The organism is Erwinia tasmaniensis Et1/99, from assembly GCF_000026185.1.
GTDB classification, from domain to species: Bacteria; Pseudomonadota; Gammaproteobacteria; order Enterobacterales; family Enterobacteriaceae; genus Erwinia; species Erwinia tasmaniensis.
The window spans coordinates 446,245-471,021 of sequence record NC_010694.1 but is presented as its reverse complement, the minus strand read 5'-3'; the positions used below and the strand labels follow the sequence as shown (position 1 = coordinate 471,021).

Annotated in this window: 18 protein-coding genes and 4 pseudogenes; 17 read left to right on the top strand and 5 right to left on the bottom strand. The window is 51.6% G+C overall.

Annotation, left to right across the window (positions count from 1 at the left end; genetic code table 11):
• Window positions 1-114: 114 nt before the first annotated feature.
• From ETA_RS03150 to ETA_RS03110, 9 genes are all read left to right on the top strand, one after another.
• A complete protein-coding gene (locus ETA_RS03150) occupies window positions 115-648 on the top strand; it encodes a fimbrial protein (protein ID WP_012440163.1) in 534 nt (177 codons plus the stop codon).
• 76 nt (window positions 649-724) lie between these two features.
• Window positions 725-1,267, top strand: coding sequence for a fimbrial protein (locus ETA_RS03145; RefSeq protein ID WP_012440162.1), 543 nt, complete (start codon window positions 725-727; stop codon window positions 1,265-1,267).
• Complete coding sequence (locus ETA_RS03140; protein WP_012440161.1) at window positions 1,267-3,807, top strand: outer membrane usher protein; 2,541 nt, start codon at window positions 1,267-1,269, stop codon at window positions 3,805-3,807. Before ETA_RS03145 ends, ETA_RS03140 begins: the two co-directional genes overlap by 1 nt.
• 84 nt (window positions 3,808-3,891) lie before the next feature.
• Window positions 3,892-4,638 carry a fimbria/pilus periplasmic chaperone gene (locus ETA_RS03135; protein ID WP_042958575.1) on the top strand — a complete coding sequence of 249 codons (747 nt, stop codon included), beginning with the start codon at window positions 3,892-3,894 and terminating at the stop codon, window positions 4,636-4,638.
• A gap of 90 nt (window positions 4,639-4,728) precedes the next feature.
• A complete protein-coding gene (locus tag ETA_RS03130; protein WP_012440159.1) occupies window positions 4,729-5,346 on the top strand; it encodes a fimbrial protein in 618 nt (205 codons plus the stop codon).
• 10 nt (window positions 5,347-5,356) lie between these two features.
• A complete protein-coding gene (locus tag ETA_RS03125) occupies window positions 5,357-6,328 on the top strand; it encodes a fimbrial protein (RefSeq protein ID WP_012440158.1) in 972 nt (323 codons plus the stop codon).
• Window positions 6,329-6,783: 455 nt separating this feature from the next.
• On the top strand, window positions 6,784-8,670 hold the full coding sequence (locus ETA_RS03120; RefSeq protein WP_012440156.1) for a site-specific DNA-methyltransferase: 1,887 nt from the start codon (window positions 6,784-6,786) through the stop codon (window positions 8,668-8,670).
• A gap of 14 nt (window positions 8,671-8,684) precedes the next feature.
• Entirely contained in the window at window positions 8,685-9,590 is a 906-nt protein-coding gene (locus ETA_RS03115; protein ID WP_012440155.1) for a hypothetical protein, read from the top strand.
• Entirely contained in the window at window positions 9,590-12,598 is a 3,009-nt protein-coding gene (locus ETA_RS03110; protein ID WP_012440154.1) for a type III restriction-modification system endonuclease, read from the top strand. The genes ETA_RS03115 and ETA_RS03110 overlap by 1 nt, the downstream gene beginning before the upstream one ends.
• Before the next feature lie 139 nt (window positions 12,599-12,737).
• Here ETA_RS03110 and ETA_RS03105 read toward each other — a convergent pair.
• The 3 pseudogenes from ETA_RS03105 to ETA_RS20530 all read right to left on the bottom strand — a co-directional run.
• Window positions 12,738-13,684 (bottom strand): annotated as a pseudogene (locus ETA_RS03105) (nucleotidyl transferase AbiEii/AbiGii toxin family protein); the annotation flags it as partial.
• Window positions 13,685-13,727: 43 nt separating this feature from the next.
• A pseudogene (locus tag ETA_RS20645) lies at window positions 13,728-14,173 on the bottom strand (DDE-type integrase/transposase/recombinase); the annotation flags it as partial.
• A gap of 7 nt (window positions 14,174-14,180) precedes the next feature.
• Window positions 14,181-14,312 (bottom strand): annotated as a pseudogene (locus tag ETA_RS20530) (transposase); the annotation flags it as partial.
• 381 nt (window positions 14,313-14,693) lie between these two features.
• On the opposite strand from ETA_RS20530, the gene ETA_RS03095 reads away from it, so the two are divergent.
• Entirely contained in the window at window positions 14,694-16,262 is a 1,569-nt protein-coding gene (locus tag ETA_RS03095; protein ID WP_012440151.1) for a sensor domain-containing diguanylate cyclase, read from the top strand.
• A gap of 68 nt (window positions 16,263-16,330) precedes the next feature.
• Here ETA_RS03095 and ETA_RS03090 read toward each other — a convergent pair whose 3' ends face one another.
• Complete coding sequence (locus ETA_RS03090; RefSeq protein ID WP_012440150.1) at window positions 16,331-16,789, bottom strand: hypothetical protein; 459 nt, start codon at window positions 16,787-16,789, stop codon at window positions 16,331-16,333.
• Window positions 16,782-17,660, bottom strand: a complete 879-nt coding sequence (locus ETA_RS03085; protein WP_042958572.1) for a winged helix-turn-helix domain-containing protein — start codon at window positions 17,658-17,660, stop codon at window positions 16,782-16,784. Before ETA_RS03085 ends, ETA_RS03090 begins: the two co-directional genes overlap by 8 nt.
• A gap of 435 nt (window positions 17,661-18,095) precedes the next feature.
• Here ETA_RS03085 and ETA_RS03080 point away from each other — a divergent pair, with 435 nt between their 5' ends.
• From ETA_RS03080 to ETA_RS03050, 7 genes and pseudogenes are all read left to right on the top strand, one after another.
• Window positions 18,096-18,650 carry a fimbrial protein gene (locus ETA_RS03080; protein WP_012440148.1) on the top strand — a complete coding sequence of 185 codons (555 nt, stop codon included), beginning with the start codon at window positions 18,096-18,098 and terminating at the stop codon, window positions 18,648-18,650.
• 40 nt (window positions 18,651-18,690) lie between these two features.
• Entirely contained in the window at window positions 18,691-19,362 is a 672-nt protein-coding gene (locus ETA_RS03075) for a fimbrial biogenesis chaperone (RefSeq protein WP_012440147.1), read from the top strand.
• Window positions 19,363-19,380: 18 nt separating this feature from the next.
• On the top strand, window positions 19,381-21,864 hold the full coding sequence (locus tag ETA_RS03070; protein ID WP_012440146.1) for a fimbria/pilus outer membrane usher protein: 2,484 nt from the start codon (window positions 19,381-19,383) through the stop codon (window positions 21,862-21,864).
• A gap of 10 nt (window positions 21,865-21,874) precedes the next feature.
• Entirely contained in the window at window positions 21,875-23,164 is a 1,290-nt protein-coding gene (locus ETA_RS03065; protein WP_012440145.1) for a fimbrial protein, read from the top strand.
• A 68-nt stretch (window positions 23,165-23,232) separates the two neighbouring features.
• Entirely contained in the window at window positions 23,233-23,901 is a 669-nt protein-coding gene (locus ETA_RS03060; protein WP_231853297.1) for a fimbrial biogenesis chaperone, read from the top strand.
• A gap of 105 nt (window positions 23,902-24,006) precedes the next feature.
• Complete coding sequence (locus ETA_RS03055) at window positions 24,007-24,279, top strand: helix-turn-helix transcriptional regulator (RefSeq protein ID WP_042958569.1); 273 nt, start codon at window positions 24,007-24,009, stop codon at window positions 24,277-24,279.
• Between the two features lie 229 nt (window positions 24,280-24,508).
• Window positions 24,509-24,766: pseudogene (locus ETA_RS03050) on the top strand (integrase core domain-containing protein); the annotation flags it as partial.
• Between the last annotated feature and the right edge of the window lie 11 nt (window positions 24,767-24,777).

The window sequence follows — 24,777 nt, the reverse complement described above, 5'->3', positions numbered from 1 at the left end:
ACTTAACGTTTTATACAAGTTAGCTGGAAACGCGTCTATCCCTTTCGGGATGGGGCAGCTTTTCTCGCTTTTTAGCGTAGTGCATCAATGTGTTTTATTAAGGAGATAGAAGTAATGAAATTGAATAAACTGTCAGCCGTATTAGGATTAGGTTTTGTACTGGCGAGCGGTGCCGCTTTCGCTGCTGATCAGGGTCACGGTACCGTGACTTTTAAAGGATCTATTATTGATTCACCTTGCTCAATCACCCCAGAAACAGCTAACCAGACTGTTGATATGGGACAGATCTCTAACAAGGCTCTGCAGAACACCGGTAAGTCAACCGCGCGTCCTTTCTACATCAAGCTGGAAAACTGCGACGTGTCTTCACTGACCAACAAAACCGTCACCACTACCTTTACCGGTACGGCGTCTAAAGCACAGCCTAAAAACCTGGCGTTAGTCGGTCAGGCTTCCGGTGCAGCGCTGGTTATCACCAATGGTGATGGTGCGGCAATCGACCTGGGCAGCGCATCACTGCCAACTTCCGTGCAGACCGGTAACAACACGCTTTCTTATGCTGCATACCTGCAGGGTGATTCTGCCGATGTCGCTGTAGTGCCTGGCGATTTCTCTTCGGTCGCTAACTTTACTCTCGCCTACCAGTAAGCCTGAAACGTTGTGACAGGCGCCTCAGTGCGCCTGATTTACAGAAGTTAACGGTTACCAACGGGAAGGGGGAGCGATGGTCACAGGCCACAATTCTGTTTTTTTACTTTGCCTTATGCTGATGCCTTCAGCGGTTTTTGCTGACCGCCAGGCCGATCAAGGGCACGGGCTGGTTGAAATGCAGGGATCGATTATCGATACCCCCTGTGCCATTGATGTTGCCGATCGTAACCAAAGTATTGATATGTCGGTGATCCCTGTCAGCCAAATCATGCGCGACGGTCAGGGGCCAACCCGTCCATTTACCATTCGATTAATTAACTGTGTGCTAACCCCGCTAAAACCGGGTCAGCCTGTGGTTTCCAGGTTCAGCGTCACCTTTGACGGTGCAACCACCAACGATAACCTGTTTGCCGTATCCGGAGAGGGCAAAGGGGTGGGGCTGCAAATTGCCGATGCCAATGGCAACCTTGCCGATCCTGGGCAGCCTCTGGCCGGTGGCAAACTGCAACCCGGCAACTCAAGTCTTGATTACACGCTGCGCCTGGTGAGCAACCGTCAAACGTTGCGTGCAGGCACCTATGCCGCCACTATTCGCTTTAAGCTGGACTATTACTGATGAATGTCTACCGCTATTTCGCCGTACGCCCTCTTTCCGCGCTGCTGGCTTTAGCTGCATTGGTGAATCTTCCGGCGTTGGCTGTAGAAACGATCGAGTTCAACACCGATGTGCTGGATGTTAAAGACCGCAGCAAAATCGATCTGAGTGATTTCTCCCGAGCTGATTATCTGATGCCGGGGCAATATCAGATGGTTGTCCGAATCAACAAAAACGAGCTGCGCGAGCAAAACATTACGTTTATGCCGCCCGAAGACGATCCGAAAGGCAGCATACCCTGCCTGACGCCGGAAATTGTCAAACAGCTCGGCTTCACCGCGGCCGCCATGCGTGAATTGCGCTGGTGGAACAATGCGCAATGTCTGAGATTAGACTCTCTGAAGGGAATGACTGCCCGTGGTGATTTAGGCAGTGCATCGCTATACATAAACGTTCCCCAGGCGTATCTGGAGTACGTTGCTGACAACTGGGATCCGCCTTCACGCTGGGATAACGGTATCAGCGCGCTGGTGTTCGATTATAACCTGAATGCCCAGAGTACCCATCAGTCTAAAGGCCACGAAACCCAGACTCTGAGCGGTAACGGCACCACCGGATTTAACCTCGGCGCATGGCGATTTCGTGCCGACTGGCAGGGGGGTTACGACCACTCTACCGGTAAGGACGAGGGCAGCAACAATAACTGGGATATGAGCCGCTACTACGCGTATCGGGCGATTGCATCGCTGCGCGCCAAGCTGATGATGGGTGAGAGCTACCTGAACTCCACCATTTTCGACAGCTTCCGCTTCCTCGGCGCCAGCCTGGTCTCCGATGACAATATGCTGCCGCCTAACCTGCGCGGCTACGCGCCGGAAGTGTCCGGGGTGGCTAAGACCAATGCAAAAGTCACGGTAAGCCAACAGGGGCGTGTGCTTTACGAAACGACCGTATCCTCGGGTCCGTTCCGCATCCAGGATCTTAATTCGGCGACCACCGGTACGCTGGATGTAAAAATTCAGGAACAGGACGGAACCAGCCGCACTTTCCAGGTCAGCACCGCCAACGTTCCCTATCTGACCCGACCAGGCCAGCTGCGCTATAAGTTAGCGCTGGGTAAACCCTCTGACCTGAAGCATAACACCCAGGGTCCGGGATTCGCCGCCAGCGAACTCTCATGGGGAATTAATAACGGCTGGTCGCTGTACGGCGGATCCGTGCTGGCCGGCGACTACAACTCTGCGGCGTTGGGCGTTGGGCGCGATCTGCTGTCATTCGGCGCGCTGGCATTCGACGTTACCCAGTCGCGTGCCAACCTGCCACAGCAGGGAACGTTAAGCGGGCGTTCATTCCGTCTGAGCTATTCAAAACGCTTCGACGAGTATGACAGCCAGGTGACCTTTGCCGGCTATCGCTTCTCCGAGCGCGACTATCTGAGTATGACGCAGTACCTTGATACCCGCTATCACGGGAACAACTACGGCAGCAGCAAAGAACTTTATACCGTTACCTTTAATAAGCAGTTCCCGGATATCGGGATCAGCTCCTATATCAACTATAGCCATCGTACTTACTGGGATCGCCCGGCTAACGACAACTATAACCTGTCGCTGTCGCGCTATTTCAACGTAGGACGCGTGCACAACGTCAGCGTTAACCTCTCGGCCTATCGTAACAGTTATAACAATCGCGATGACGACGGCATGTTCCTTAGCCTGACCGTACCCTGGGGAAATACTGCCAGTCTCACCTATGACGGACAGTTCAACAGTAGCGGTAGCAGCAATATGGTGGGTTATTACGATCGTATCGACGATAACAACTCCTACAACGTTAAAACCGGCGTCGCACAGCAGGGTCGTGGCGCGGCCAGCGGTTACTTCACTCATGATGGCGATATGGCGCAGATGACCGCCAATGCCAGCTATGAAAGCGGAAGATACTCCTCGGTCGGACTGGGTTTACAGGGCGGTCTCACCGCCACGCCGCAGGGCGCCGCGGCGCACAGGATTAACGCGATGGGAGGCACCCGTATGATGGTCGATACCGACGGCGTCAGCGATGTTCCGATACGTGGTTATGGCGGCCTCAGCCACAGTAACCATTTCGGTAAAGCGGTTGTCAGCGACGTAAACAGTTACTACCGCAACAGCATCTCGGTCGACGTTAACGCCCTGCCGGATAACGTGGATGCCACCCGCTCGGTGGTGCAAGGCACGCTGACCGAAGGTGCCGTGGGCTACCGCCGCTTCGGCGTCATTTCCGGAGAAAAAGCGATGGCGAGCCTGCGGTTGGCGGATGGTTCTTCTCCACCGTTTGGCGCCACCGTAGTGAACCAGAACCACTATCAAACCGGCATCGTTGGTGATAATGGCAGCGCATGGTTAACCGGCATTAAGCCTGGTGAAACGATGCGTGTGCGCTGGAATGGAAAAACGCAGTGCGTTATTTCTCTGCCTTCGCCGCTGCCGCCGCTGACCAGCAACCTGCTGTTGCCATGTCGCGCAGCAGGAAATGACCTGGCAAAAGACGATGCCGTAGAGAAAGAGAACGGCCTGTAAAGGCCGGATGAAGATGACGCACGCCGGGGTGAGCTTCCCTCCCCCGGCGAGAGCTAATGAGGTGATAAAGTGAACAGATCGGTGATGAAATATTTGGCGGCAGTAACCCTGACGACGGCTGGACTGCTTGCGGGCGTACAGCAGGCCAGCGCGGCCATCGCGCTCGACCGCACCCGCGTGATTTTCAACGGCGGGAGTCACTCCATGAGCGTGAATATCAGTAATCAGAACAGAGAGCTACCCTATCTGGCACAGGGATGGATTGAGGACGATAAGGGGAACAAGATTGAGTCCCCGCTGCTGATACTTCCCCCGCTACAGCGGGTGGAGCCAGGGGCAAAAAGTCAGGTAAAAATCCAGGGTACCCCGGCACTAAATGCACTGCCGCAGGATCGCGAATCCCTTTTTTACTTCAATCTACGCGAGATTCCGCCACGCAGTGAAAAACCTAACACGCTGCAAATTGCGCTGCAAACACGCATCAAGCTGTTTTACCGACCGGCCAGGCTGCAGGCGGGGCAAAATGAGTACAACGATCCCTGGCAGAAAAAGATCACCCTGACGCGCGAAGGCGACAAGTACCGCCTGAATAATCCCACCCCCTATTTCGTCACCCTTGTTGCCGCAGAAACGTCGCAGAGTGGGAAGGACATCGCCAGCTTTAATCCGCTGATGGTCGCCCCAAAAAACTCATCGCTGCTGACCCTGAGCGCGGAAACCCTCGGAAGTACGCCGGTACTGACCTATATCAACGACTTTGGCGGCCGTCCGAAGCTGGTGTTTAGCTGCAACGGCGCAACCTGCAGCGTGAAAGAGAACCTGCCGGGCTAAGCTGAACGTCGGCACGGGTTGCAGGATAGTTAACGGATAAAACAGATAGGGTATGGTCGTCAGACTCAGCCCATCGCGGAGGAGAGAACGATGGCAGGAACCGGGCATCATGAAGTCCGTAACGGACGATACATCGTCAGATCAGGCGCGATTGCCATGCTGTTATTATGCCCGGCGATCGCGCTGGCCACGGTGGATAACTGGGATGTTGAAGGCGAAAACGGCGTGCTGCACGTCACCGGCGCGCTAAGCGCCGCCGCCTGTCGGCTGGATATGCAGTCAGCCCGTCAGGAAGTGGCTATGGGTACAACCCCGCTGTCGAGCCTGAGGCGCGTTGGCGATCGCGGTACGCCCGTTGCCTTCCAGCTTTATTTGCGTGACTGCATGATGAGCGGAGGCAGCCAGCAGGATCGGCGCACCGCCGGACGAGTATGGGACCCGAAACAGCCCGTGGTGACGCTAAGTTTTAGCGGCAATAGCGACATGCAAAAGCCGGAGTTGATCCAACTTAAAGGCACTTCCGGCGTTGGTCTGCGCATTCTGGACGACCAGAACCGCGATATCCGCTTGGGCAGCAGGGGAATGCCGCTGTTTCTCACCCCGTGGAACGCCCAACTGACCTACTACGCCGTGCCTGAGCGAACGCCGGCAACGCCGATCGCCGGACCGTACCAGGCGGTTGTTGATTTCAGACTGAGCTATGAGTAAGGGAAAGCCCATGCGATTTACCCGTTTATCAACACGTTCTACTCCCGGCCTTGTCGCTGCGGCTTTGCTGTTCTTTATCAGCCTTGATGCATCGGCCTATACCTGCCGCAACAAGCAGACCGGTCAGAGCCTCAAGGGAGGTAACTCCTCCGTGACCGTACCGATAAGCCGTACGCTGACGTTCGGCGAACAGGTGGTTTTTGATATCGGCCAGTACTACGAATGTAAGAACGATAATCCGGGAACTTACAGCGACTATATGGAAACCCAGGCTAACGCCTCGTCGACCACCTTGCCCACGGCATTTGACACCGGTGCACTGATCAACGGGGGGAAATACGACTTCCCGCTCCCCCAGGTGAACGTTTTTACCCTGCCGAAAGGGGGCGACAGCAATTACCACAATGTCCCGATTCAGGTGTACTACTCAATGAAGGACACCCCCGGTCAGCTGGTCAAAATATCCAAAGGCCAGACGCTGGCAACCCTGCAACTGCATAAATACGCCACCACCACCGGCGGTCCGCAGGATCCACAGGACTTCACGTGGAATATTATCGCCGCCAATGATTCCATATTTACTTCAGGCAGCTGCGAGATTAACGGCGGCCGCAACATTGATATCGACTTTGGCCAGGTTGCCAGATGGCAGCTGACCAGCGCCGGTTCTTACAGTCCGTTCAGAAGACAGGTCGAAGTTCCCTATAACTGTAATAACCCGGTATCCATGTCGGTGGCGATTACCCTTTCGGCCGACAGCGCCACCTTTGCCAGCGACACGATAAAGACGTCTAACGCCAACCTCGGAGTACAGATGTTGCAGGGCGGTCAGCTGGTGAAACCGGGTGACTCCGTACACACGCAGCTGGTCAGCGGCATTGGCCGCAGCCAGTTTGAGTTTGTCCTGCTGAAAAATGCCAACAGTACGGTCGATACCGGTGACTTTACCGGCAGCGCGGTACTGGTAATGAGCGCGGATTAACGTTCAGAAAGTGGCGTGTTACGCCAGACTGTTAATGTGTGACAAGCTAAAAGCCCCTTAAGAAAAGTCATTAAGGGGCCTGAACGGCCTCCGTCTCGGTTGAAGCTGACGAACGATTTATGACTTCTATCGTGTTCAACTAAAGCGGGTCATCATTCGCCAGCGTATTGGTGAGGCCTGGGCACCGGGCCTTACCCACCGGACTCTTTCCCCCCTCAAATTGCCCCCCCTCTGCCCCCAGGCTTCCGCAGCTGAAAGCGCTGAAAATCTCCCTTAACGCCCCGCGTAATCAATGCCGCAAAGCGGTATCGATAAATCAAAAAGTAAAGCCCTGCCTGCTAAAACATCGGATTGCGGCGCTGAAGACCACACTGTAGTGTGAGAAGATACGCAAAACGCCTCGCTTGGTTTAAGATTTACACCCCGCCACGCCTAAATGGACTATTGAGATAACCATGAAAAAAATCGCCATCAACAGTAACGAGGCTCACTCTGCCGATCTGGCAGCAGGAAATATTGAACGGCTCAACGCGCTGTTTCCTGAGCTTGTCACCGAAGGGCCAGACGGCGTTGTGGTTAATATTGACGTGCTGAAAGGACTTGTGGGTGACCGCACCGTCACCGACGCCGACGAGAAATACGGCCTGAGCTGGCATGGGAAGCGCAGCGCCCGCCAGCTTGCGCTGACGCCGAGCACCGGCACCCTGCGTCCGGCCACGGAAGTCAGCCTTAACTGGGAGTCTACCCAGAACCTGATGCTGGCAGGCGATAATCTCGAAGTCCTCAAACTGCTGCAAAAAAGCTATTCCGGTAAAGTTAAACTGATCTTTATCGACCCGCCGTATAACACCGGCAAAGACTTTGTGTACCCGGACAATTTTCAGGACAATATCAAAAACTATCTGGAACTGACCGGGCAGATGGAGAACGGGCAGAAGCTGAGCAGCAACACGGAAGCCAGCGGACGTTTTCATACCGACTGGCTTAATATGATATACCCACGGATCAAGCTGGCCCGTAACTTACTGAGCGACGACGGCGTGATGTTTATGTCCATCGACGATGGCGAAGTCGCCAACCTGCGTAAGGTCTGCGACGAAATTTTTGGCGAAGAAAACTTTATCGCCAACATCGTCTGGCAGAAGAAATACACCCGCTCCAACGACGCAAAATGGTTCTCCGATAACCACGACCATATCCTCGCCTATGGCAAAAACAAAGAGCGGGTCACGCTCAACGGCCAGGAGCGTAATGAGGATCAGCTTAAGGCTTACACCAACCCGGACAACCACGCGAAAGGCCCGTGGAAAGCCACGCCGCTGCATGCCAAAAGCGGCACCAACACCAAAGCGTTCACCTTCAAAAACGGCGCCGCCTGGGCACCGCCGAAAGGCACCTACCGCCGGTTCAATGATGCCGCCATGCGGCAGATGGACGAGGGTGATGAGATCTGGTTTGGGGAAGACGGTAGCCTGACGCCACAGCGAAAATCGTTCTTAAGTGAGGTCAAGCAAGGCGTTACGCCGGTGACCCTGTGGCCGTATCAGGAGGTCGGGCATAACCATGAGGCGAATAGCGATCTTAAAGCGCTGGATCTGGGCGGCATTTTCGACAACCCGAAACCCGTCCGCCTGCTGCAACGCATGATCCACCTGGCGACCAGCGCGGATCGGCAACACATCGTGCTGGATTTCTTCGCCGGTTCCGGCACCACCGCGCATGCGGTGATGGGATCCAATGCGCAGGACAACGGCAACCGCCGCTTCATCTGCGTTCAGCTTCCTCATCCGCTTTCCAGACCGGTGAGTGAACACGGGATGACGCTAAGCACGATTGCGGATATGACAACGGAGAGGATCCGCCGCGCTGCCGCCGCGCTGCGCAAGCGTCACGAGGACTACCAAGGAGATCTTGGTTTTCGCGTCTACCGCCTGAGCAACTCCAATATCCGCGCCTGGGACCCGGCACCAGAGAGCCTGGAGCAATCGCTCTTCGACACCGCGCCGCATATCCTCGAAGGCCGCAGCGCGGCGGATGTGCTCAGCGAACTGCTGCTGAAGCTGGGGCTTGAGCTGTGCGTCCCCGTGGTGACGAAGACGATTGCAGGCCACGAGGTGTCTTCGGTGGCGGGCGGCGCGTTAATCGCCTGCCTGGCCCCCTCTATTACCACAGACGATGTGGAAGCGCTGGCGGAGGGGATTGTTGAGTGGCGTCGCGAACTCGCCCCGTCGGCAGATCCTACCTGCGTCTTCCTTGATGATGCCTTTGCTGACGATATGGCGAAACTGAACGTCACGGCGATTCTGGAGCAGTCCGGAATTAAAAACATTCGCAGCTTATAAGGAAGACGGCTCTCATGGTTATTGCCCCCCTGCAACAGGCGTTATGCACGGACAGATGTCGGGTAACCTCTGGCCCGGAGCCAGGCAACTGGATCGTGCCGTCATTACCTGACGGCTGGCGGCTGGTAAGCTTCCACTTTTTTGTCGACTGGCGTCAGACGCCGCTTGTGGTGGCGGATCGCATCTGGATGACCCGCCAGCTACGGCTGGACCTGGGGGACACGCTCGACAACATCAGCGAAGATAAGATCCTGGCGCAGTTTTATGACGGCGGAACGTTTCAGGAATTTACCGAGCTGGAGCGTATCGTCGCGCCCTGCGGCCAACAGGTGTCCGTCATTCTGCTGCCGGAAATTCCTGTTGGCGATATTAATGACGATACGCCCATGTGGGCGATTATCAGGGGGCAAAACGGGGAGCCTCAGTTCGGGAAATGTCCTGTCAGGCACTTAAAAGCACGTATACAACATCATTCAGGCGGCGCGGTTTCCGTCGGGAGTAAAGGCCTGACCTACGGCACCAGCGCGGTGGAGTGCGCCTTGTCGAAGACAAACGCCGCTTTCCCTGGCGACGCGGACGCGGTGATTGTCGACGACCGGGATCGGATCCGCTATATCGTGGAATACAAAAAGCACACGCTGGATGCGCCGATTGGCGAACATGTAGTGACTCAATATTACCCGACGCCCGATGGCCGTAAGTACCAGCGGCTGGAGGCACTGGCCGCGCGTTACCGGCGTTCGCAGTCATCCCATATTCCGCTGGTTGTGCTGTATTACTCGACAAAAAAACCAGAAATACGACTACAGCACATCACCTCAATGGATGCCAAAAACATCAACATAGGCGCGGATTCGAAAAACATGCCTGATAATGCACATACCTCATCCGCTGTTGTGAACTGGCTTGGAATGCTCTGATGAAACTGAATTTTGAACCAAACTTAGACTATCAGCGACAGGCTATTGAGTCGGTATGCGACCTCTTTCGCGGACAGGAAGTGTGCCGCACCGAATTTACGGTCACACGGCAAACGCCCGACGCGCAGTCGCAGCAGATGTCACTGGGGATCGCCGAGTCCGACCTCGGGGTTGGCAACCGTCTGACCCTGCCCGACGATGCAATACAGCAAAACCTGGCGGATATCCAGCTGCGGAACGGCCTGCCGCCATCCAGTGCGCTAACCTCCGGCGACTTCACCGTTGAAATGGAGACCGGCACAGGTAAAACCTACGTCTATCTGCGCACCCTTTTTGAATTGAACAAACGCTACGGCTTCAGCAAGTTCGTGATTGTGGTGCCATCGGTTGCCATCAAAGAAGGCGTCTATAAAACCCTGCAAACCACCGAAGATCACTTCAAGGGGCTTTACGCAGGCGTGACGTTCGACTATTTCCTGTATGACTCCGGCAAGCTCGGCCAGGTCCGTAACTTTGCCACCAGCCCACACATTCAGATCATGGTGATGACGGTCGGGGCAATCAACAAAAGAGACGTCAACAACCTCTACAAAAACGGCGAAAAGACCGGCGGCGAGAAGCCCATCGACCTGATTAAGGCCACGCACCCGGTGATCATCGTCGATGAACCGCAGAGCGTCGACGGTGGCCTGGAAGGACGAGGTAAAGAGGCGCTGGCGGCGATGGAACCGCTGTGTACGCTGCGCTACTCCGCCACCCACGCCAACCAGCATCATATGCTGTATCGCCTGGATGCGGTGGATGCCTACGAACGTAAGCTGGTAAAACAGATTGAGGTCGCCTCTGCTACGGTCGAAGACGCGTACGACGCGCCGTTTATCCGATTCATCAAAGCCGAAAGCAAGCGCGGCAACATCTGCGCGACCATCGAGCTGGATATCGCGACCGCTGGCGGTATCAAACGCCAGGAAGTAAGCGTGCAGGACGGCGACGATCTGGCGCGGATCTCCCGCCGCTCGCTGTACGCCGATTTCCGCATCGGTGAAATCAGCACCGCCAAAGGCGCGCAGTTTATGGAGCTGCGCTATCCCGGCGGCGAAGCGTTCTTGCGGCAGGGACAGGCCCACGGCGGCGTGGATGCGCTCGCCCTGCAACGTGAGATGATCCGCCGCACCATCCGCGAGCATATGGACAAGGAGCTGCGCCTGCGCCCGCTGGGCATCAAGGTGCTGTCGCTGTTCTTTATCGATGTCGTCGAGATGTATCGACAGTACGACGCCAGCGGCCAGCCGCTAAAAGGCGTCTACGCGACGATCTTCGAGGAAGAGTACCGACGTGCCAGCAAACTCCCTGCCTATCAGAGCCTGTTTGCTGACGCCGACCCGGAGGCCCTCGCACAGGCGGTGCACAACGGCTACTTTTCCATTGATAAGCGAGTGATCACGCCTTTCTCCGACCTCGAACTAAAAAAATCGGCGAGAAAAGAAGACATTGAAACCAGCTCCTACAACCTGATCATGAAAGAGAAGGAGAAATTACTCTCCTTCGAGACGTCGTTGCAGTTTATTTTCTCGCACTCGGCGCTGAAAGAAGGCTGGGACAACCCCAACGTGTTCCAGATTTGTACGCTGCGCGATATCCAGACGGAGCGGGAACGCCGCCAGACTATCGGCCGTGGTCTGCGTTTGTGCGTCAACCAGCAGGGCGAGCGGGTACGCGGCTTTGACGTGAACACCCTGACGGTGATCGCCACCGAAAGCTACGAGCAGTTTGCCGAACAGCTTCAGACGGAAATCGAGAGGGATACCGGCATCCGCTTCGGGATTATCGAACCGCACCAGTTCGCCGCGATCCCGGTAATGGACGTGGACGGAAAATCAGCCCCGCTGGGCGTTGACCGGTCTAAAACGCTGTGGCAAAGCCTGCAGGCGCAGGGATACCTGGATGCCAGAGGCAAAGTACAGAAATCGCTGAAACAGGCGCTGAATGACGGCACGCTGTCGCTTCCTGACGAATTCGAGGCGCAGCGCGGGCCGATCGTCGAGGTGCTGCGCAAAATCTCCGGCCGCCTTATCATCAAAAATGCCGATGAACGTCGTGCCGTACCGCTGCGTAAAGGCAGCGATGGCAAAGCCCTGTACCTCAGTGAGGCTTTCCGCGCGCTGTGGGATCGCATCAAGCATAAAACCACCTACCGCCTGCGGTTCGATAATGAGCAGCTGATATCCGAGTGCATCGCGGGTTTGCAGGCGGCGCCAGACATAAGCCGGACGCGTCTTCAGTGGCGCAAGGCGGATATCGCTATCGGCAGATCGGGCGTGGCGGCGACTGAGAAAAACGGCGCAATGTCGGTGACGCTGAACGAAACATATCGTGAACTCCCGGATATTTTGACGGATTTACAGGACAGGACTCGCCTCACGCGCCGCAGCCTTGCCCGTATCCTGACCGCCAGCGAGCGCCTGGACGACTTCAGACGCAACCCGCAGCAGTTTATCGAACTGGCCGCCGAGGTGATCAACCGTTGCAAACAGCTGGCGCTGGTCAGGGGGATTGTCTATCGAAAACTGGGGGAGCATGACGTTTACGCACAGGAGCTGCTCGGAAAAGAAACCCTGACGGGCTACCTGAAAAACATGCTGGAAGAGACCCGCAAATCGATATATGAACATGTGGTGTACGACTCGCTTCAGGAGCGGGACTTCGCCGACGCGCTGGAGAAAAACGCCGCCGTGAAGCTCTACGCCAAACTGCCGGGATGGTTTAAGGTGCCGACCCCGCTTGGCAGCTACAATCCAGACTGGGCGGTGCTGATCGAAGAGGAAGACGCCCAGCGCCTTTACTTTGTGGTGGAAACCAAAAGCAGCCTGTTTTCCGACGATCTGCGCGATAAAGAGCAGGCAAAAATCGTCTGCGGACGTGCGCACTTCCAGGCCCTGGCCAGCGGGGAAAACCCCGCCCAATACGTCGTGGCGCGCACGGTTGACGATATGATTGGAAACGTCTGATCGATGGATGCCATGGATGGTTTTTTTTTTAGATTGTCAGAGCGGGCGTGGCTCTGACTCTGGCAAGATAGTCAGGCACAGTTTTCAGGGAGAAGATCCCTTGGAAGGTGACTAACAATCGAGCATATCTCTGTCGGTATGCATCAATCACATCCAATGCAGTTTTGCGTAAACAAGCATACGCATCTTCCCAAGAAACGTGGCTTTCACCGAATATCATTAGTGTGACGAACTGTAGATAGCGTTCCTTGTATACAGAGTTACTCACGAGTTCCTTCAGCCCCATTTTTAGTTCTTAAGCAGGTGACTCGCAGAATTCAGGGTGTTGGTGCCGTAACGTTCAATATCCTGCTCAATGCATTCCTGAACCAAGTGCTTTAAAACAGAAACGTCAGCACCTTTTTCTCTAACAATACAAAAATTATCGTAGATATGACGCACCAGTGACCCATCCACTGCACGTTCCACATTACACATATTTGCAGCCGTTCTGCGCATCATCGAAATCAGCTTTTCAGCCTACGTGCTGGCGATAGTTGCGCAGGGGAAAGCCCTCACGACTTCGCCCTTCTTTGTTAGATCCATTACCAATGAGCTAATAACACGGTTTTCCGCAGCCTCAAGCAAATCTGTTTCCATTAATTCCAGTTTGATAAATGGCCTTAAGCGAGGAGCTAGTGCATATTTCTGCGGGTAACGCACCGGGATTTCATTATAGCGGTTTTCATCACGAGTAACCTTTGGATACTCCCCATCCATGCTAAAAACACCTGAAGCTACAATCGTTTCGGTGATGGTCTTAATAATATCTTTACGGATATTTTTTACGCCAACCTCTGGAATATTGCTGGAAAAAACCGGCGACAGAGACAAACTTAATGTCCATGTCCTCCGATATCCTGTTCAAAGAGATCCCCGCTTTTGACAGTGCCGTTCCCCGGCAAAAACCAGCTGATGGGTATCAAAGGCCAGAGGCTGGAGGAATCGCAATAACTCAACGATGTAATAATCTTTCTCTACAATTGCAACAGATTCAATGCTCCGTGCATCGGCAACGTCCGGGAATAGCTTTGTTAAATTATCCATTTTATTTGCTGTTCCCTACTAACAACGTTCTCTTAAAACATGAATCGAGTATTATGCTGTGAAGTTCTGCCCATTCGGTTAACGCTGCCACTGTGAACTCCGCGCCGTTATCGCTGCGAATACAAACCGGATAACCTCTTTCCTCGCTCAAACGTTCCAGAACCCGAATGACACGATGAGCAGATATGTTTAAATCAACATCAACTGCCAATGCCTCCCGGTTAAAATCCTCCACTACGCTGAACAGGCGGCGCCTCCATCCGTCAGGGCATCGCTCATAAAATCAACTGACCGGAAATGATTCATATTAACCGGAACAGTAAGAGGCTGTGGGTGTCGGTTGGGTCAGCGTTTTTTGCTTTTGCGGCGGAAATTTAGCTTTAGCAGGCGATAAACCCGGTAAACCCGCTTCGCATTCCACTCCATTCCTGATTGACGTAACTTCCTGAACATCAGGCCAAAACCCTACGCCGGATACCGCTCCGCCAGTTGATCTCTTCCCTCGCCACGTATAGAACGTGGCATCAGAAATGCCCAGCTTGCGGCAGACATCCGGCACGGACGCCCCCTGCCCGGCCTGCTTCGGGGCAAAAACATTCTGCTCTTCAGTGAATCGTGACTTTTTCATCGGCACCACCTCCGTTCAGGAGAGTGTTTATCATGCCGGAATTCTGTTTCTGAATGGAGCAGGATTTCTGGTCAGGGGCAATATGTCAGCAGAGTGATTCACTTCTACCTGTAATACGGCGCTTAAGGTGAATTCTCAGCATGAGATAAACAGCACGACTAAAAGGAAGTCTGGCTCTGTTCTCAGGTTGCTTTGTATAAAACGGTCATAACATGACCCGTTGGAACGGTCAGCTGGATTTGTCGTCTGCAAATGGCCTCATGCTATATTCGTATGAACAATAATTTTGATTTAATCATTGCTTAACCGCCCCTATCTTGTTAACTGTCAGTACCAACATTAATTCGGCAGCACAAATAACAAGTCATTTAGGGACAACCCATGCTCAACAAGCCCTCACTGAAGAGTCTGCTGTGTCTGCACTCGGTATGCGGCATACTCCTTACAGCAATCCTGCTTTCCATAGTGACCGGCTTTGCGTTAAAGAACCTGACCGAACAACGTATCCTTGAATCCAACACTGCATATGCACGCAAGCTGGCCAACACTGCCGATAACATGTTCCGGACGGCCCAGAAGGAACTCGCTTTCAGCGCCGGACAGATAACCAGTTACAGGGATTTGCAGGCGTTGCAGTACGAAACCGACAGACTCCGTCTGCAGTCAGACATGTTCAGTTCCGTACTGGCCCTGTCACCCGAGGGGCGGATTGTGGCCGCTTCTCCATTGAATTTACTTCCGTCCGGTACTTCGCTCAGCGTAGCGCCCTGGCAGCTGCAGGCTGTAAAAAAAGGCCCCTTTGTTTCTGACCCAGTGACCCCCTATACGGGAAACTACCTCGTCTTTTTGTCGAACCCGGTACATTCGCCGTCAGGCGAATATCTGGGTTATCTGGCAGGCTCAATCTATCTGACAAAGAGCAGTATGCTGAGCCGTCTTCTGAACCAGCACTTCTACGCTGATAAGACGACTGTCAGCATCGTTTCTGATACCGGCGAAGTGGTTCACTCACCGGATGAGACTCTGACCGGGAAAAAAATCAACCTGAGTGCGGACCTCTCGGCGCAAATGAAAGAGAAAAAATATGGTGCAGTGAAAACCCGGTTAAATCAACAGGACTGCCTGCTGGGTTATTCGGACGTTGTGAAAACGAACTGGCATGTGTTCGTCTGCGTTTCATCCGACGTGACAACCGCAATACTCCACCGCATCGTCAGAGATGTGATCCTCTACGGGCTGGTGCTGGCGCTTCTACTGGTCATTGCGAGCCTGTACATTTCCGCCAGAATTTCACAGCCACTCGAGAATCTGACCCGCCTGACGAGCTCAGGCACGGCCGGGCGGCTATCTGGAAAAGTGGATGAAATAGAAACCTGGTATCGAGAGGCTGACAGGCTAAAAAAAGCGTTTCAGGCTTATTCAAGAACCATCAATAAAACATTTTCTATACTGCGCGATGATGCCCTGACGGATCACCTGACGAAACTGCACAACCGGCGGGGATTCGATCAACTCACTGCACCTTTTGTCGGGGGGCAGGGTTCACACAGCCTGGCTCTGATTGATATCGACCACTTTAAACAGGTTAATGACCAGTTCGGACACGATACCGGGGACGAGGTACTGGTGGCTGTATCAGGTTTGTTAAAAAAAGGATGCCGCACTCAGGACATTATCTGCCGGTTTGGTGGTGAAGAGTTTGCCATTTTGTTTCCAGACACAACGCTGACCGAAGCCGGAAGGGTTGTAAACCGTATTCGTGAAAACATTGCAAATGTGCAGTTCCCTGCAGTGATACACATCACGATTTCAGCAGGCGTTTGTGAACTCGCTCAAGATGGCGATGACAGAGAAAAAGCGCTGGCTGTGGCAGACCAGCTTCTGTACAGGGCCAAGCATGAAGGCCGGAACCGGGTAGTGACCCCGGTACATTCGGTTCACTTACCCTGAGGGTACGTTTTTCTAGTCCGCATCAGCCGAACGCAGATTGCGCGTGTGATTAGCCGGCAGCATAGCCGTTAATTGCTTCTCTCACAGATGAAAAGCGGTGTATTTTCACTATAAAAAACCCAGGCATCTTTACCATAGGGTCTGATCTTGAGTACCAGCGGCATATTGTTCTCTGTAAAAAATTCGGGTAGCCATTTCTTCTGATCGGAAAGGCTCATCGTCATCTGAGGGGAATCAATGATCAGCTCAGACCTGAAGTAGTAAAAAAAACTGTTCTGTAAGTATGAAAATGAAACCGTCTTACTCAGATAAGCTTTTGTTTTATCTTTTTCATATAAAATTCCAGACATTGAAAGAACGCCCTTTCCGCCATGAAGGGTTTGCGTAGTGAGTAAATCCAGCCGGTCCTGCTTCCAGTGATAGGCCACATCGGATTTACATGAAATGGTGTCTCCCCCGCTCCTGATGAATGGCGTAAATAAATAAATAGCAATGCAAAAGATAATCAGTAGAGTAATTTTAATCATTATTCAGGTTCTTCACATAGTAGTGCGAACGGCAGTTTGTTCTGACATGCCCACTCAACGGATGCTCGCAATCAAAGTAGGAAAGACTGTCTGCATGTTTGAATGCGGTAAGATAGACATAAGATGTTGTACTACATTTTATTTTCATCTCATCAACCAGTTTCTTGACCTCATCCTTTCCCAGCCACCCATCCGCATTATTGAATATGATACAGCCTTTGTAGTTAGTACTGTAAACAAACACAGCATCATTATAATTCAGTCCGGCTCTGATATAAAAAAAAGACGAAAACAAAAGTGCCAAAAAAAGCATAAAGGTTACGGCCATCGTTTTTTTTGACTTAAGAAAGGCTGGAAAAAAATGACATTCAGTCAAAGCAGAATATAAAAAATTCTTGTTTCCAGAATCAGATTCTTGCTTATTCTGTGCTGTTCTCATCCTTTCATCTGTGGGACTGGGGTCTGGCATTTCATTGCCGCCCGCGGAGAGAGTATTAGCTCTCTCCGGCTCAGTGCTGACGGGTGTGAAGGAAGAAAGACTTTCTCTCTGAACGGATGTCTGTGGGGAAAGGAGAAAACCCTTACGTGGCATGGTCCGGATGATATCCTCCTGAAGGCCGGCTTTATTTAGTGCACGTCTCAGCGCCGAGATATTCTGGTAAAGGGTCGTTGAAGCAGGTTCCGTGCCAAACCGACGCCATACATAGTCATAAAACTGTTGATGCGTGACAAGTAGCCCTACATTTTCAATGAGTAGTTCCAGACACAGTGATGCGGATGCGCTGATAACCGCCGGGTTCCCCCTGCCGGTGATTCTTTTTTTATCCGGTTCAAAAATCAGAAAATTGTTAAGAGTGATTTTTCTGCTCAAGGCATTTTCCACCAGTGAAATAAGCAATAATAATCCCGCATAAAACCTGTGCCTAACGAGCGGGAAAGGTCTTCTGGAAGCAGAAGATCGTAAATACGAAAGTTACTCAGATTGAGTAATATAATTATAGCACATCTTTTTATTGCAAGTTTACATTTGCATTCCACATAAATCACCATGAAAAACCATTTAACCCATTGATTTACAACAATATAACTTTGAACATAAAATTCATATGAATTTAAACAAATTTAGTGAAATTCAAAGATGTGATCATCTCCCTTCTCACATAAAATGTTTTCGCTGGCTTTGTTATTTCGATGAGATAAGTGTTTTAGCACTATTAACAATGCTGATAACTATATCTCTTGATTTATTTAATCAGGCATCAGTCAGCATATTTATTAACAGATAAAAATTTAAAGGATTACTGGTATGTTTAAAAAGACCTTATTAACCGGGTTCGTTTCCCTGACCGTATTATCTGCCAACAGTGTATATGCAGCACAGCAAAACAGTATTCGTTTCAAGGGTGAAGTGTCCGCCCAGACGTGTAATGTCAGCATCAACGATTCAACTTCAGCTGCACCGGTTGTCTTGCTGCAGACGGCAAAAGTCAGCGATCTTTCGACCACGGGAAATACGTCTACCCCTACGACTTTCAGCATGAAGCTGACAGGATGCACCGATCCTAAAACAGCTGATCAGGACATTAAAATGCATTTTGCGTCCTCTAATGTTGATGCTTCCGGTAACCTGAAAAACATTGCCACTTCCTCCCCGGCAAATAACGTCGCAATTCAGTTACTGGATCCGGATAATAATGTCATTGATTTAAAGTCAGGCGAAGCATTTGCTAAAGCATTCTCGCTCAAAACGGGTGAAACCAGCGGAGAAGCACAGTATACCGCGCGGTATATTGCTACCGGTGGGGCTGCAACAGCCGGTAAGGTTGAAGCGACCGTTCAGTACTCTATCAGTTATCTTTAAAAACTGCGCCCCGCGATTTCTCGCGGGGCTGGAATAAATTATGAAATTTGTGACTTATCTGAAAATATTTTCAGTTTACTTCTTTTTAATCAGTGGCGTAACGCATGCTGCTGTGGTCATGAACGCTTCGCGTATTGTGATGGAAGATACCACTGAGAAAACTATTATATTTGATAACACCAGCGAAAATCCGTTTATTGTTCAGGTTGAGGCAGATAATAAAGAAAAGCCTGATTTTATTGCCGTACCGCCTGTTTTCAAAATTAAAGAGAAGGGCGGACAGACGGTAAAAGTTAAACTATTGTCCAGTCAACTGCCTCAGGATAAAGAGTCGCTCTTTTATCTGAATTTCACTCAGATTCCGGGCGTGCGGAAAGATGAAAATGGCGATGACCGGCTGAATATCATTATTCGGAGTCGGCTAAAAATTATCTACCGGCCGGCTTCCGTCAATGCTTTTTCTGCAAAAGATGAAAATAAAATTTCATACCGGTTGCAGAGCGGAACCTTAGTGATTAGCAACAAATCGCCGAATATTCTCTCCATTAGAGAAATCAGCAATGGGAAGCGGATTTTGGCGGAACAAGTGACGCTGTTGCCCGGTGAAAATCATTCCACAGTCCTCAAAGACAATCATCTCAGTGGTCCACTTAATGCGGTAATAATTAATGATTATGGCACGCCAGTAAATTTCCTGATTACAGATAAATGACGTGATATTTTTAAGAAAATGAAAATCAGTATTTATTCCCTGCTTCTTTCCTTCTGCACTTTGTCTGTTTATGCGGAAGAATATGAATTCAGCCCCGCCATGCTCAGAGCAGGCGGGCTGAGCGACATTTCCGCATTATCAGGAGACGACACATTTTATAAACCGGGTGAATATGACGTTTCTGTTTACGTGAATAATAAATTATTTTCAAAAAAGACGCTGACTTTTGAACGGAAAGGCAAGACGTTAACGCCGTTATTTACAGGTTATTTTATCAACAGCTTACCTCTTAAAAAAAAGCCAGAAGCCCTTGGTGATGACAGAAAATACGTTCTGGAAGCCGTTCTGCCGGAAGCAAAGGCTGCGCCGGATCTTTCCTCTCTGCGGGTAAACATTACCGTGCCTCAGTCTTTGCTGGTACACCGTCCGGATGATTATATTCCGTCGAGTGAGTTTGAGGCAGGCAGTTCCGCCTTATTTTCGAATTATACGGTAAACCAGTATGAGTCACACAGCCCCTATACAGGCGGGGTAAGCTCAACCTACCTTGGGCTCAGCAGCGGCTTTAACGCAGGAAAGTGGCAGTTCCGGCAGCAGGGAAATTTCAACCGTAACCGCTTCGGATCCAGATGGCACTCCTCACGCCTGTACGTCAGTCGGGGCTTACCGTCGCTGCGAAGTGAGCTGTCGCTGGGTCAGCTTAGCTCGGACTCTGATGCCTTCAGCGGACTCAGTTTCAGAGGTATAGGTCTCAGGACGGATAACCGTGTGTTACCCCCTTCCATGGTTCAGTATGCGCCGACGGTGCAAGGTACGGCGAGAACCAACGCGAAAGTCGAAGTCTTTCAGAAAAAATACAAAATTTATGAGACGACTGTTCCACCGGGTAGCTTCAGAATTGATGACCTGGCACCGGCTTTCTACGGTGGAGACCTCAGTGTCAGGGTGACGGAAAGTGACGGCAGCATCATTGAGTATTCAGTGCCCTACTCTACACTGCCGGGTTCCGTCCGCCCCGGGCGCCTGGACTATAGCTTTTCTGCCGGCGAAATCAGCGATTACAGCCGCGACAACCAGTTTTCCGAGCTTTCCGTCAAGTATGGCGTTTCTAATTCGGTAACGGCAAACAGCGGGGTACGTATCGGCAGCGGCTATAAGGCGGCCAGCGGCGGGGTCATTTATTCTTCGTCGCTCGGTGCATTCGGCACTTCTGCAACCTGGTCCAATGCCAGACTCAGAAATGGCACCGTCGCGCAGGGCGGGATGGTGAATACCCAGTACAGTAAAACGCTGGATTCGCTCGGTACCACCATCAGTTTTGCCGGCTACCGGTATTCCACCAGGGGCTACCGGGATCTTCAGGACATCGTTGCCCTGAACAACTCGGACACCCCGCTGTCGTCGGTGGAGGGCGGAACGTACATGCAGAAAAACCGCCTTCAGGTCAATCTCAGTCAGCCGCTGGGTTCACTGGGCAACATTTATGTTTCCGGCTCCTCACAAAACTACTATGACGGACGAAACAAGGACACCTCTTATCAGGCGGGATACAACACGGCACTGCCTTACGGCATTCACATGGATTTCAGTATTTCCAGACAGTACCGCACCCGGATATCAGACGCGCGGAGATGGGGAGTACCTGACGAAAATCGGCACAAGGAATATTACAAAGACACCCAGTTTGCGCTGAATTTTTCCGTGCCTCTCGGACGTGATACCCGTAATACAGCACTGTCTGCGTCATACATCAGCAGCAACAGTGAACACAGCTACCAGACCTCGCTCTCCGGCAGCGCAGGTAAAGACAACACGACCCAGTGGGGTGTGAATTACAGTCGGGACAGCTCGGGAAGCAGTTCGGGTCTAAACCTGGCCACCATTCTGCCCAAAGTCAACGTGAGTGGAACGGTCTCAAAATCTCCGGGAAGCTGGCAGGCATCCGGTTCGATGAGCGGTGCCGTCGCATTGCACAGCGGCGGGCTCACCCTGGGGCATACCGTGAGTAACACGTTTGCCATTGTGGAAGCAAAAGGAGCAGAAGGCGCCACTTTACTCAACGGGCAGAACATCAAAATCGACAGTTCTGGTTACGCCATCATTCCTTCGCTGATGCCCTACAGGCGTAACAACATCAACCTTGATGCGCCGGAAGGGGAGTCTGCGGATGTCGATATTATTGACAGCCAGCGCGTTGTGACGCCATACGCGGGTTCCGTCAACCGGGTGGTCTTCAGAACGCGACAGGGCATACCCGTCATGATGCAACTCAGGCGAGGGGATGGCAGCTATGTCCCCCTGGGTTCAGATATTTTGGATCCCGGCGGTAATAACGTTGCCACGGTAAGCCAGGCCGGTAATACCTACCTGCGGCTGGAAAACCGTCAGGCACTGACTGCCCGCTGGGGCAGTGCGCCCGATGAACAGTGCACCATCCGGTATACGCCTGTGGATATTAATTCCACGAAAGCGCTGAATTATATTACCGCAGTCTGCCAATAAGGCCTTAAATATGAAAAAGTATGCAGTCTTTATTTCCCTGGTGATCACGACGTTCTGTACATCGTCAGCCTTCGCCAAATGCCAGCCTGTCTATAAAGCCAAACAGGGCGATGACAGAGAAGGCGGCGTGCCTTTGACTTTTGGTTCAATAAAACTTCAACCCACTGAGTTTATGCCAACCGGCCTGATAGGCTCTACTACTTCCAGAGTAGGGCAGGCTCAATCCTTCCCTGAAGGAGAAAATCAGCTGTTATATACCTGTGATCTTGCCGACCAGGGACAGACCTATGAGTATTTTGCCACCAATGGCGACAGTAACGTGGGTGGCAACGTCAGCGCGGGGGATGGCGTCTATCAGACCTATTTTCCTTTCACTGGCATCAAACTCATCCGTGACAGTGACGGTAAGGTGTTCTCAAGATACTGGCAGCATTCCCCCATAAACGGGCACCTGGAAGGTAACAAGCTTAATTTTTATGCCCGTGACTTCAGCGGTGTGACGGCAGAAATTTACCGCTTACCTTCCACAATAAGGGGAGGCGATCCTATTGCGAAATATGGGTGTAATGGCCCTGCGGATGATACCGCCAGCGGTATTGCTTACACCTGTCCCCAGCCCAACGGCTATACGGTTTTTGTCGGACCGGGCTGGAACGACGACCAGGATATCACGGTCCCTGGCGCCGACAGTAACAATCACTGGGGAGGATTCAGTAACTGGAACTGGATTGGCTTTGGTATGCATTACTCTTCGGCAAACACGTTCACGCAAACGTCCTGGGGATGTCGCGTCTACAACTACACCAACCCTGTCATTTTACCGCCAGTCACTATTGCTGAGTTAAAGTCTGATTCTGAAACAACAGGTAAGAACTTTACTGTAACCTACCGGTGTGGTGGCGCGCTCATTAATAGCTTTATTAACCAGAATGCAGGTGTTGGACCTGATAAAATATCGGTCGCATTCAGCACTGACAATCCTATTCCCGGGAACGGCGTTTCGTGGTCGCGTTACGCGTTATCGGATAATTACGGACAGGATGGATATGCGTCTAACGTCGGCATAGGTTTATCTGTTGCCGGTAAGACGGTTGGATTTATAACCAATGCGTATACTAATGATTATCAAACAGGCTGGTTTTCGCTGCTCGACGGGGAAACCTCGCGTTCTCAAAACACCCCCTCTCAGGTGGATATCACATCTCAGTATTTCGCATTCTACGGCATCGTTGACACCACTAAACCTGTCACCCCCGGGAAAATTGATGCGATGGCGCATATTATTGTGAGGTACTGGTGATGAGATATTTTTTACACTGGGTCAGTTTTATCTTTTTGTTTAATTCGCTGGAGCTTCAGGCAACAATTATGCCGTTGCAGGACAGGGTGCTGTTCAACAGCACGGACAGCAACAGGCGCCTGCTCATCGTCAACAACGACAGTCATGCGCCGGTGTTACTTCAGAGCTGGGTTGATGACGGAAGTGCCGGCGATATTAATAAAGAAAAAAATTACCCTTTTGCTGTTATTCCGGCAGTTGCCAGGATGACACCGGGTAAAATTTTGAATCTGAAGATACTGCCCACGGAAAAAATGCTTGATTTACCCCATGACCGTGAGTCCGTATTCTGGATAAATCTTTATGAAATTCCGGGCGTCAAAACGTCTCAGCAGGCGAAAAATGCCAATAAAATAGAGGTCGGATTAAACACCCAGCTGAAAATTATCTACCGGCCTTTCAAAAGCAGTATGGACATTAACAGTATTGGCGGAGCCATAAAAATTCGCTTTACCGACAACGGTCACTCACTCGAGCTGAGTAATCCTACGCCATATTACGTGACGCCTGTTTCAGTAAAAGTGAAGTTATTGGCTGAAGAAAAGTCACTAAAGCTGGGTATGGACAGAATGATCGCTCCTTTTGGCAATAAACGCTTTGGTTTACCGGAGGTAATGAACAGCCAAAATCTGACCGTTGAATACACGCTGGTAGATGACACCGGAAAAGAGGCAATTTTTACTAAGCCCCTGAATTAGCTTTTACCTTATATACGTTATTTTCAGCCTGGCAGAATAACGTTGCCGACAACTTTTTATGACATTATTTAATCCGTTTTAAGCAATGTAGGAGCTGTGACGTTTATGGATAATACCCGACGCTTCCTGTCATTCAATGAGAATGAAGTCGCTGTCACCTGGTTCTTTATGACCGGCATGACGCTGAAGCAGATAGCCGAATGGTCAGGGCTGAATGAGAAAGCCGTCAGTTATTACAAAAGGAGGATGATGAGAAAAATCGGAGTCAAAAACAATAATGAATTTATTATGTGGTTCCTGGAAAATAGATTGATATATCAGAACAGCTCCGAGGAATTAAGTATTCTGCGCCGAAGTGCTCCTGACTCCCGAAATTGATCTCTTCCCTTTGTTCAGTACCGGCGTAAAGTGGGTTTCCGGCCTTTCTTTCCCTGAACAAATCAGGTCATCCGGCATGAAAAAGACGCGTTATACCGAAGAGCAGATCGCTTTTGCCCTGAAGCAGGCAGAAACGCGAGGCGGTCGAACACCTGCTGGCGGCGTACCGCATCGGAGTTCGCAGGGGATGCCGGCTGATGATGCAGAGCCGAACGGTCTACCACTACCGCAGCTGCGGCTTATCCATCCCGGCAAGCCGACACAGAACGGATTGATTGAGAGTTTTAACGGGGGCTTTCGCGATGAATGCCTGAATGAGCACGGGTTCAGCGATGTCATTCATGCCAGAAAGACCATCAGTGAATGGCGTCAGGATTATAACGAATGCCGCCCGCACTCCACGCTGAATTATCAGACGCCGTCTGAATTTGTGGCGGGTTGGAGAAAGGCTAATTCTGATAGTGAAGGATCTGACATTACTTACTGAGCGTTGTATCT

Bases quoted from the DNA above. Each gene is read 5' to 3' on its own strand.
- ETA_RS03150 (WP_012440163.1), top strand. From the start codon at position 115: ATGAAATTGAATAAACTGTCAGCCGTATTAGGATTAGGTTTTGTACTG.
- ETA_RS03145 (WP_012440162.1), top strand. From the start codon at position 725: ATGGTCACAGGCCACAATTCTGTTTTTTTACTTTGCCTTATGCTGATG.
- ETA_RS03140 (WP_012440161.1), top strand. From the start codon at position 1,267: ATGAATGTCTACCGCTATTTCGCCGTACGCCCTCTTTCCGCGCTGCTG.
- ETA_RS03135 (WP_042958575.1), top strand. From the start codon at position 3,892: ATGAAATATTTGGCGGCAGTAACCCTGACGACGGCTGGACTGCTTGCG.
- ETA_RS03130 (WP_012440159.1), top strand. From the start codon at position 4,729: ATGGCAGGAACCGGGCATCATGAAGTCCGTAACGGACGATACATCGTC.
- ETA_RS03125 (WP_012440158.1), top strand. From the start codon at position 5,357: ATGCGATTTACCCGTTTATCAACACGTTCTACTCCCGGCCTTGTCGCT.
- ETA_RS03120 (WP_012440156.1), top strand. From the start codon at position 6,784: ATGAAAAAAATCGCCATCAACAGTAACGAGGCTCACTCTGCCGATCTG.
- ETA_RS03115 (WP_012440155.1), top strand. From the start codon at position 8,685: ATGGTTATTGCCCCCCTGCAACAGGCGTTATGCACGGACAGATGTCGG.
- ETA_RS03110 (WP_012440154.1), top strand. From the start codon at position 9,590: ATGAAACTGAATTTTGAACCAAACTTAGACTATCAGCGACAGGCTATT.
- ETA_RS03095 (WP_012440151.1), top strand. From the start codon at position 14,694: ATGCTCAACAAGCCCTCACTGAAGAGTCTGCTGTGTCTGCACTCGGTA.
- ETA_RS03090 (WP_012440150.1), bottom strand. From the start codon at position 16,789: ATGATTAAAATTACTCTACTGATTATCTTTTGCATTGCTATTTATTTA.
- ETA_RS03080 (WP_012440148.1), top strand. From the start codon at position 18,096: ATGTTTAAAAAGACCTTATTAACCGGGTTCGTTTCCCTGACCGTATTA.
- ETA_RS03075 (WP_012440147.1), top strand. From the start codon at position 18,691: ATGAAATTTGTGACTTATCTGAAAATATTTTCAGTTTACTTCTTTTTA.
- ETA_RS03070 (WP_012440146.1), top strand. From the start codon at position 19,381: ATGAAAATCAGTATTTATTCCCTGCTTCTTTCCTTCTGCACTTTGTCT.
- ETA_RS03065 (WP_012440145.1), top strand. From the start codon at position 21,875: ATGAAAAAGTATGCAGTCTTTATTTCCCTGGTGATCACGACGTTCTGT.
- ETA_RS03060 (WP_231853297.1), top strand. From the start codon at position 23,233: ATGCCGTTGCAGGACAGGGTGCTGTTCAACAGCACGGACAGCAACAGG.
- ETA_RS03055 (WP_042958569.1), top strand. From the start codon at position 24,007: ATGGATAATACCCGACGCTTCCTGTCATTCAATGAGAATGAAGTCGCT.